The organism is Actinomycetota bacterium, from assembly GCA_030774015.1.
Lineage (GTDB): Bacteria > Actinomycetota > UBA4738 > UBA4738 > JACQTL01 > JALYLZ01.
On the sequence record JALYLZ010000109.1, the window covers coordinates 1 to 8991 of the forward strand.

The 8991-nt window shown below is 69.1% G+C and carries 9 protein-coding genes; 4 read left to right on the forward strand and 5 right to left on the reverse strand.

Going from position 1 to position 8991, the window contains the following annotated elements; all coding sequences use genetic code 11:
• The first annotated feature begins 191 nt into the window (after positions 1 to 191).
• Positions 192 to 971 (forward strand): hypothetical protein, encoded by a 780-nt coding sequence (locus tag M3Q23_10710; protein ID MDP9342537.1) that lies wholly within the window; start codon positions 192 to 194, stop codon positions 969 to 971.
• A gap of 233 nt (positions 972 to 1204) precedes the next feature.
• On the opposite strand, the gene M3Q23_10715 is transcribed toward M3Q23_10710, so the two are convergent.
• Entirely contained in the window at positions 1205 to 1699 is a 495-nt protein-coding gene (locus tag M3Q23_10715; GenBank protein ID MDP9342538.1) for a hypothetical protein, read from the reverse strand.
• 219 nt (positions 1700 to 1918) lie between these two features.
• Between M3Q23_10715 and M3Q23_10720 the strand changes: the two genes are divergently transcribed.
• Together M3Q23_10720 and M3Q23_10725 are read left to right on the forward strand one after the other, a co-directional pair.
• Positions 1919 to 3517, forward strand: coding sequence for an amino acid permease (locus tag M3Q23_10720; protein MDP9342539.1), 1599 nt, complete (start codon positions 1919 to 1921; stop codon positions 3515 to 3517).
• A complete protein-coding gene (locus tag M3Q23_10725) occupies positions 3514 to 3897 on the forward strand; it encodes a hypothetical protein (GenBank protein MDP9342540.1) in 384 nt (127 codons plus the stop codon). The genes M3Q23_10720 and M3Q23_10725 overlap by 4 nt, the downstream gene beginning before the upstream one ends.
• Here the strand turns inward: M3Q23_10725 and M3Q23_10730 are convergent.
• The 4 genes from M3Q23_10730 to M3Q23_10745 form a co-directional block, all read right to left on the reverse strand.
• Positions 3887 to 6304 carry an FAD-dependent oxidoreductase gene (locus M3Q23_10730; GenBank protein MDP9342541.1) on the reverse strand — a complete coding sequence of 806 codons (2418 nt, stop codon included), beginning with the start codon at positions 6302 to 6304 and terminating at the stop codon, positions 3887 to 3889. The two genes, M3Q23_10725 and M3Q23_10730, sit on opposite strands and share 11 nt — an antisense overlap.
• Positions 6301 to 7227 (reverse strand): choline kinase family protein, encoded by a 927-nt coding sequence (locus M3Q23_10735; GenBank protein ID MDP9342542.1) that lies wholly within the window; start codon positions 7225 to 7227, stop codon positions 6301 to 6303. The genes M3Q23_10730 and M3Q23_10735 overlap by 4 nt, the downstream gene beginning before the upstream one ends.
• A gap of 72 nt (positions 7228 to 7299) precedes the next feature.
• Positions 7300 to 7968 carry a hypothetical protein gene (locus tag M3Q23_10740; protein MDP9342543.1) on the reverse strand — a complete coding sequence of 223 codons (669 nt, stop codon included), beginning with the start codon at positions 7966 to 7968 and terminating at the stop codon, positions 7300 to 7302.
• 11 nt (positions 7969 to 7979) lie between these two features.
• A complete protein-coding gene (locus M3Q23_10745) occupies positions 7980 to 8420 on the reverse strand; it encodes a bacterial proteasome activator family protein (protein MDP9342544.1) in 441 nt (146 codons plus the stop codon).
• Between the two features lie 181 nt (positions 8421 to 8601).
• Here M3Q23_10745 and M3Q23_10750 point away from each other — a divergent pair.
• On the forward strand, positions 8602 to 8991 hold a 390-nt coding region (locus tag M3Q23_10750; GenBank protein MDP9342545.1), incomplete at its 3' end, for an Ig-like domain-containing protein.

Below are 8991 nucleotides of genomic sequence, written 5' to 3' on the forward strand. Positions count from 1 at the left end.
GCCCACCGGGAACGCCTCAAGCAACTCCGGGAGGGGGTGGGAGCCACGCTCGAGAGGTAGGCTACGCCGGCTCAGGGGTGGTGGATTTCGATGAGCATCTCTGGGGATTTTCGGTGAGCGCCGTCACTGGCACGCCGCCCGCATTGTGGATCCTCGGCTGAAAGTGCAGTGAAGGGAGCGAAGGGGGGGGCATGGCCGAGAAGCGCGAGGCTCTTCCCCTCACGGAGGAGGAGCGCAAAGGGGATTGGACGCGGGAAGCCCTCTTGGGTCACTGGGCAAGCATTCCAGATTCCCAAAAGATAGTGGCGCTGGGGTCGGCGACCGAGGATCAGCTCCGCGTGCTGGGGTGGGTACTGCCGGACCCCACTCAGCGGCTTCTTGCCATTACGGAGGCCAAACAGCGCCGAGACCACCCCGGCTTGCGAGCGAAGATAGAGGAAGAGGGTGCGTTGTCCCCCGCCGAAGCTCAGCAGTGGTTCAAGGCCTTCAGGAAGCTGAAGTTGCCAAGGCTAGATCCCCACGCAAGGGTTGATGGCATTTATCACGAGCTCTTTGCGACTCGCTCTCGACCTACCGAGGAAGAGGCCAGACTCGAAGCGGATCTTGAGCGAATGTTCTACGACCGTACCGTGGAGTTCGGAATCGAGCAGGAGACCCTCAGGCGGCTCGGATTGACGGAAGCTCCACCACACACAGCCGAAGAGACCGCCAACCTCCGTTACCTGCTTGCGAAAGTTTCGCCGGAGCAGCGCGCTGCAGCGGAGGAGCAGGTCCGCTCGTTGGGAGCCCCTCTCGATTCGCTGGACGTGGGGTCGAAGGCTGACCTCCTCGTGTGGTGGACTCGGGAAGCACCCTCAACCGTCGGTGAGGGGCAGGCCCTTGTCCTCCGCTGGTACGAAGCGTATCGGGCGTTCCCGGATTGGTTCCCGGTGAGACTGACCAAGGGGCCTGCGCGTATCCCGAGGGATTGACCTCCTTCTACTAACGGGCGGGCTCCACTTGCAGTCAGGTCGGCAACCCAATCCCCGCGGCCGATCCAACGCCACGGTCGGACGGACGGGGGGAGGGACGGGGGGTGGGGCGGCAGGGGCGTCCCACGTCCCGAGCCGCTCTCTTCCCTATCCCGTCAAGTCGAACGGACGCAGTCCGAACGGGAACGGAGGGCCCGCTGGTTTCGGGCCCTCCGTCGCTGGATGACCGCTGTTCAGCTCGCGCTGGGAGGCACGGAGATCGAGCCGGTCGCCGTGAACGAGAACTGGCCCGTGTTGAAGTCGGCCTGGCCGTCCAGGGTCCCGCTGCCTGTCGCGTTGGCAAATCTTCCGGTGCCGCCCGACACGTGGTAGTCACCGTGACCGTGGGAGACGCCGGGGGCGATGGGGCAGGCCACGTCCTCGCTGGTGATCTGGAGGGTGTCACCGTTGGCGGCGGTGAACGTCTCGACGTTCTCGTTGTAGGCGCACCCGTTCACCACGCTGCTGATGGTCGCCGTCCCCTGGTTCGTGCTGAGCCCCAGCTGGGTGGCGTTCCCGGATCCGTTGAAGGCGACGATCCCGGGACCGGTGAATGCCACGGTCCCCGCGTACGACCCGTGGAACGGCACCTGCATCCCGTCGGCCCTCGCCCCACCGGCGACCCAGAGGGTCGTCAGCACGACGAGCACGGGGACGAGCCTTGCGGTGCTCCGCGCGATCTGTCCCATGCCTCCTCCTCTCTCCGAGCCCCCATCGGGGATCTGAGGCCACGGTAGGGAGGAGGATCTGCGCCGCCATGGGGTGTTTTCCTCATCTTCCGGCGGTTCGGCCGGGAGGGCGGCCCGGTCCCTGATAGGCCCCAACAGAGCAAGGAACCTCCTTGTTCGGCCCGAACGGCCGGCCGTAGAATCCGCGCGGCGTCCGAGTCCGGACGAGGGGGAGGGCACATGGACACGCGGGAGCCGACGGAGCCCGAGCTCGACCGCGACACAGCGGACCTCGCCAAGTTCGGCTACAAGCAGGAGCTGAAACGTACCCTGGGCACGTTCAGCTCCTTCGCGATCGCGTTCAGCTACATCTCGCCGTCCACCGGCATCTTCACGCTGTACTACCTGGGCCTGGTCGCTGCGGGAGGTCTCCTGTTCTGGACCTGGCCAATCGTGGCGGCGATGCAGTTCGTGGTCGCGCTGAACTTCGCGGAGCTGTCCAGCCACTACCCCGTGGCCGGATCCGTCTTCCAGTGGACCAAGTACCTGGCGGGGCGAACCTATGCCTGGTTCACGGGGTGGTTCTACCTGTTCGCGGGCATCCTCACCGTGGCCTCGGTGTGCGCGACGCTCCCGATCTCGTTACTACCGGCGCTCAACCAGATGTTCGGCTGGCACCTCAACACCAACCTGGGCAGCGCGGACCAGAAGATCACCGCGCTGGTCACGCTCGCGGTCATCACCCTCTTGAACATCTACGGCGTGCGGCTCGTCGCGATCATCAGCAACACGGGCGTCGTGTTCGAGATCCTGGGCATGGTGGTCTTCGCCATCATCCTGGCCGCCCTCCACAACAACCAGGGCGTGGGCGTGATCACCAAGACCGGTGGCCTGCACGTCACGTTCGGCCTGTTCCTGATCGCCATGTTCATGAGCCTGTACGTGATCTACGGCTTCGACACAGCATCGACGCTGGCCGAGGAGACCCGAGATCCGAGGCGCGAGGCGCCCAAGGCAGTGCTGGCATCCGTCGTGGGCTCGTTCATCATCGGCGCCATCTTCCTGTGGGGAACGCTGATGGCCATCCCCAACCTGGGGAAGGCCATCGCCGGTTTCTTCGGCCCCGCGCAGGTCATCGATGCCGTGCTGTCCAAGGGGCTGTCGACCGTCTACCTGCTAGTCGTCTCGGCGGCCATCTTCATTTGCTGCATGTCGATCCTGACCTCGACCATCCGGCTGGGGTTCGGCATGGCCCGGGACAACCAGCTGCCGGGGTCGCGGTTCCTGGCGAAGGTCAACCCCAGGCTGCACACGCCCATCTGGACGTGCATCGCCGTGGGCCTCCTCTCGGCGGTGCCGTTCATCCAGTTCGCCGGAGCCAGCAGCATCGCCGTCGGGGCGACGGCCTCGATCTACCTCAGCTACTTCCTCGGGAACATCGCGGTCATGCGCGCCAGGACGCGCGGGTGGCCCAAGGTGAAGGCGCCGTTCTCGCTGGGGCGGTGGGGGAAGGTCGTCAACATGGTCGCGCTGCTGTGGGGCGCGGCGATGCTGGTGAACTTCCTGTTGCCGGCCACGGGATCCTCAGCCTTCGACCCACACGCGAACCTCCGGATCTTCGCCAACCCGAATGCCCTGCAGACCGACTACTACGTGCAGGGCCACCAGCTGGTGAACTTCCATGTCGGGTTCCTGAACCACATCCCGCTGATCGAGCTGGTCATCGGCGTGGTGTTGATCGTGGGCGCGATCTATTACATCGCGGTCCAGCGCAACAAGCCGTTCACGCCGGTGACGCCTCCGGACGAGCAGGTGGAGCCCGTGGCGGCGGTGTCATGAGCACCGTCTCCACGACGCGGGTGGTGGCGTCGCCGAAGGTGGCGGCGTACATCCGGGAGCACGGCGGCGAGGTGTGGGTGTGGCTCGACCCGCACCGCTGCCTGGTGGGGTCGTACATTCAGCTGGAGACGCACACGGAGCCGCCGGGGACCAGCCGGAAGACGCGTATCACGCGGTCGTCGCGCCGGCCCCACCGGTTCCGGGACGTCCCGGCCGACGGGTTCACGGTGCACTTCGACCACGGTCGGATGGAGCCGCCTGAGGAGCTCCACCTGGACGTGAAGGGCCTGCGAACCAAGCGGGTCGAGGCCTACTGGAACGGCTGTGTGTTCGCGGGCGTGGACGTGCAGCCCCCGGCCGCGGCCGACACTAGCTCCTGATCCGTTCGCCCTTCGGGTCGAACAGGGGCTCGGCGGAGGCGATGGCCGGGATCCATTCGCCGAAGACCTCCACGGCCACGGCGGTTCCCGGCTCCGCCAGGGAGATCGGCATGTACGCGTACGCGATGCTCGCTCCCACGCTGTAGCCCTGGCCGCCCGAGGTCACCCGCGCGACCACCGCGTCGCCCGAACGGACGGGCTCGTTGCCCAGCGCGACGGAGCGCAGGTCGCCCAGGACGAGACAGCAGAGCTCGCGCGACGGGCCTTCCTCCCTCGTTCGCTCCAAGGCCTGCTTGCCGATGAACTCGACCGGCTTGTCGAGCTTCACAGCGAACCCCAGCCCGGCCTCGTACGGATTGTCCTCGGGCGTGATGTCCGAGCTCCACACCCGGTAGCCCTTCTCCAGCCGCATCGAGTCGATGGCCCGGTAGCCGGCCGGTACCAGGCCGTGCGGCTCGCCGGCCTCCATCAGCGTGTCCCACAGGCGAACCGCGAACTCCATGGGGGGGTACAGCTCCCATCCCAGCTCGCCGACGTAGGTCACCCGCAGGGCCAGGCACGGCACGTCCCCCACCGTGATCCGCCGGGCCCGCATGTACGGGAAGGCCAGGTCGTCGGCGCTGCACGCGGACAGGACGTCCCGGGCCCGCGGCCCCCACAGGCCCAGGCAGGCCAGCGACGACGTGACGTCGCGGACCTGCACCGAGCCGTCCTCGGGCTGGTGCCGCCGGATCCACCCCAGGTCGTGGTTCCCGAACGCCGTGCCGGTGACGATGAGGAACCGTTCCTCCTCCAGTCGCGTCACGGTGAAGTCGCACTCGATCCCGCCGCGGCCGTTCAGCATCGAGGTGTACGTGATCGCGCCGACGGGCCGGTCCACGTCGTTGTCGCACAGGCGCTGGAGGAACTCGCACGCGCCGGGCCCGGTCAGCTCGATCTTCGAGAACGAGGTCTCGTCGAACAGCCCGGCCCGCTCGCGCGTGGCCAGGTGCTCGGCCGGGATGGCCGTCGACCAGTGCTGGCCCGCCCAGCCGCGGGGGCGGAACCGCTCGAACTCCTCGTTCTCGTTGCGGCGGAACCAGTTCGGACGCTCCCACCCCGACTTCTCCCCGAACTCGCAGCCCAGAGCGGCCAGCCGCTCGTACGTGGGCGGCAGCCGCAATCCCCGCGCCGACTGCCGCTCCTCGCCCGGATAGTGGATGTCGTAGTACGTGGAGTAGATCTCGGTCGCCCTGGCCAGCGCATAGCGGCGGCTGCGGTAGTGGGCGCCGAACCGGCGGATGTCCATCTTCCACGCGTCCATGGACGGCTCGCCGTCCACGATCCACTCGGCCACGATGCGCCCGACGCCGCCCGCGCCGGCGATGCCGTGGGCGCAGAACCCCGCGGCCACGTAGAACCCGCGGACCTCGGACTCGCCCAGGATGAACTCGCCGTCCGGCGTGAAGGCCTCGGGCCCGTTGATCATCTTCACGATCTCGGCGCTCTCCAGGGCCGGGACCCGGCGGAGCGCGCCTTCCGACAGGGGCTCGAACCGGGGCCAGTCCTCGTCCAGGAGGCGGTTGTTGAAGTCCGCCGGGATGCCGTCCATGCCCCACGGGGCCGGGTCCCGCTCGTAGCCCCCGGCCACCAGCCCCCCGGCGTCCTCGCGGAAGTACACCAGCAGGTCGGGATCGCGCATGGTGGGGAAGTCGCGGCGCACCCCTTCCAGCGGCTTCGTCACCAGGAACTGGTGGGCCATCGGGACCACGGGGACCTCGACGCCGGCGAGCTGCCCAATCTCGTGCGCGTAGATGCCGCCGGCGTTCACCACCACGCCGGCGCGGATCGGCCCGAGGTCGGTCTCCACGCCGCGCACCCGGCCGCGCTCCACCGTGACGGCGTGCACCCGCGTCCCCGTCATGATGGTCGCCCCGCGGCTCTTGGCCCCCTCGGCCAGCGCGTACGTGAGCCCGGCCGGCTCGAGCCACCCGTCGGTGGGGAGATACGCCGCGCCGATGACACCGTCCGGATCGAACAGAGGGAACAGGCGCAGGGCTTCCTCGGTCGACACGATCTCCAGCGGGAGCCCGAACGTCTTCCCCCATCCCGACAGGCGTGAGAGCTCCTCGATGCGCTCGGGCGACGAGGCCAGGCGGAGGCTCCCCACCTCGTGCCACCCGGGATCGACCCCGGTCTCGTCCTTCAGCCGCCGGTACAGCTCGACGCCGTACATCATCATCCGGGTGAGGGTGACGGTGGACCGGAGCTGTCCCACCAGCCCCGCCGAGTGGAACGTGGAGCCCGACGTGAGGTCGGCCCGTTCCACCAGCACGACGTCGCGCCATCCCATCTTGGTGAGGTGGTAGGCGATGCTGGCGCCCGCGACCCCGCCCCCCACGATGACCGCCTGCGCTTCGTCGTTCACGCGCCTTCCGCCTCTGCCGCGTCGATCAGCCACGTCTCGAAGCGAGGGTCCGCCGCGTGCCCTCGGCCCTTCTCGAAGTTCGCCCTCGCGTACTCCACATAGTCGAAGTCCAGTGTCGAGATGCCCTGCTGGAGGACGCCCCACATCGCTTCCCAGAAGTCCGCCATGACCTTCATGAGCTTCAGCCTGGCCATCCGCCGCCCGGTCACGTCGCCGAAGTAGAGCGCCACCAGGACCTCGTCGTGCGGGTCCTCGAAGTCGTGCTTCGTCGAGAGGTTGCCGAGGTCGAAGAAGGGATCGTTCATCCCCGCGTACTCGTAGTCCACGATCCAGACCCGCTCCCCTTGGAGCAGGAAGTTCGCGTTGAGCAGGTCGTTGTGGCACGACACCTTTGGCTCCGGACTGGCCGCGAACGCGGCTTCGATCCGGTCTGCCCGCTCCAGCATGGCGCCGTAGTCGTCGGGGATCAGCACGCCGCGACCCGCGGCCTCGTCCCGGAACCGGACCACGACCTCGAACGGGGAGAACGTCGACGGCAGCGCCCGTCCCTGGTGGAACGCCCGAATGGGCGGGACCACGCGGCGGAGCATCTCGGCGTCCCGCATCCGCTCCGCGGGGATCCCCGATCCCTCGATGAACCGGGTGACCAAGCAGCCCTGCTCCGGAAGGAAAGCGATCACCTGTGGGCCGACCCCTGCTGCAAAGGCCGCCTCGGCCGCGGCCCGTTCGGCCTCCCGGTCGATGCCCAGCAGGCCCGTGTCGCGCCCGGCCAGCCGGGCCACGAACCGCTCACCGCCCACCTCGACCAGGAAGTTGTGGTTGGTGATCCCGCCCGGCATAGGGGTGGGGCGTGCTTCCCTCCCCGGCCACAGGGCGGCGAGGACGCGTTCCAGCCGCGGGTCCGGGGGTGCGAAGGCGGTCATGGTGCCGGGAACGCTAGAGGCGCCGGCCGATCCCCGCAAGGCTCCGACCGCCCCTCTCCGACCCCGCGCGTCCTACGCCACTCCGAGCGCACCGCGACCGATCAGGTAGGCGCCGAACGCGGCGAGCAGGACCACGGCGATGGTCCGGCCGTGCCGCTGGACCTGGCGGCCGACCGGCCCGAGCAGCCGCCGGGCCATCGCCTGGTCCCGCAGGAACAGCAGTGGAGGGAACCAGGCGGTCACCGACGCGATGGCGAGCGCCAGCACGAACAGGAGCGATTCCACCGGGACGCCGAGATGGCTGACGGCGACGTCCTTGGACGCCGTGACGAACAGCGCCATCGTGCTGAGATCGGTCGCCATGACCGCCGCGCCGCGGAGGAACGTGCGCCGCCCGCCGGACCGCGGCGCGGCGAGTCGGGTGGCACCGCCGCCTCCTTCCCGGCCGGAGCGGGCGACCCGCACCGCGGCGAGGAGCAGGAGGGCCCCGATCGTGATGTCCGCCACCGCCGACGCGAACAGGGCCCGCTCGCCCGACACCGCCGAGACCGTGATGTGAACCGAGATCAGGTCGACGAGGCCGACCAGGAGGAGCGGCGCCGCAGCCCCGGCGCCGAACACGGCCCCGGCCCACAGCGGCCGACCCGGCTGGGTCAGCAGCGCTGCCTCGGTGGCCAGGACCCGGGTGTTGACGGCGGCGCCCAGCGCGAGCGGCAGCACGCGGGCCAGCACTCTCCCCACGGGCGAGAGCCCTAGAGGTACCGGCCGTCCTCGCCGCCGGAGCGGTCCTCGGGTCCGGGCGGAGCACCGGCCAGGCGGCGCTGCTGTTCCTGGAACGCCCGGGCCGCCTGCACCTGGATGGCCAGCTGCGTCCCCTGGAACAGCCCCTCCAGCCATCCCAGAATCTCGGCGTGGGCCAGGGCCAGCTCCTCCAGCGTTCCGTCCCTGATGTCCGGGGTCAGCTCGTCGAGCTCCTCGAACAACTCCTTGGGGAGCGATTCGCGCAGCTCCTGCGTGATCTGGGCGTGGACCTCACGCAGGTGCGCGACGGCGGCCGGCTCGGGCTTGATCCGCCTGGCCTCCTCCAGGACCTCGCGGGTGACGGAGGCGATGCGGAGGAGACGCTGGGGATCGACGGCCGCCGGGCCGGTCGCCTCGGGGCTGCGCTCCTGGCTCGCGACCTCGTCGCTCATCGCGGACAAGCCTACCCGCCTCGAGTTGGTGGCCGCTGCGGCGAGCACGGAGCGCCGGGTGGTGACGACGAAGGTCCCGGAAGAAACGGCCGAATGGCGAAGGCGCTCCCGCCCCACGCTGCCGATACCGGAAGGGGAACCCCGGTCATTTGCCGGGCGCCGGGGAAGCGAGGTGGCGGAGATGAGGAATCGTGGATTGGTTCGGGCGGGCGGCGTGCTGGTGGCCGGCATGCTCCTGGTCGGGATCGTCGCCGGAACGGCGGCGGCCCAGAAAGTCAGGCCGGCCACCAGCAAGATGAAGTTCAAGCTCGACTCTCACACCGTCGTGGTGGGGGACCAGGTGACCGGGACGGTCCACCTGTGGACCAGGAGCAACCACCACTGGGTCCCGCTGGCGGATTCGGACCTCTCGGTCCGGCTCGACGGCACGGAGGTCGCGACGGCCACCACGGACTCGGACGGGAAGGCCTCGATATCCCTGACCTCGGATACGGCGGGGGACCACGTGATCAAGGTCGTGTATGCGGGGGACGACACCCACCGGAAGGCGCAGCGAGCGCAGGGGTTCGAG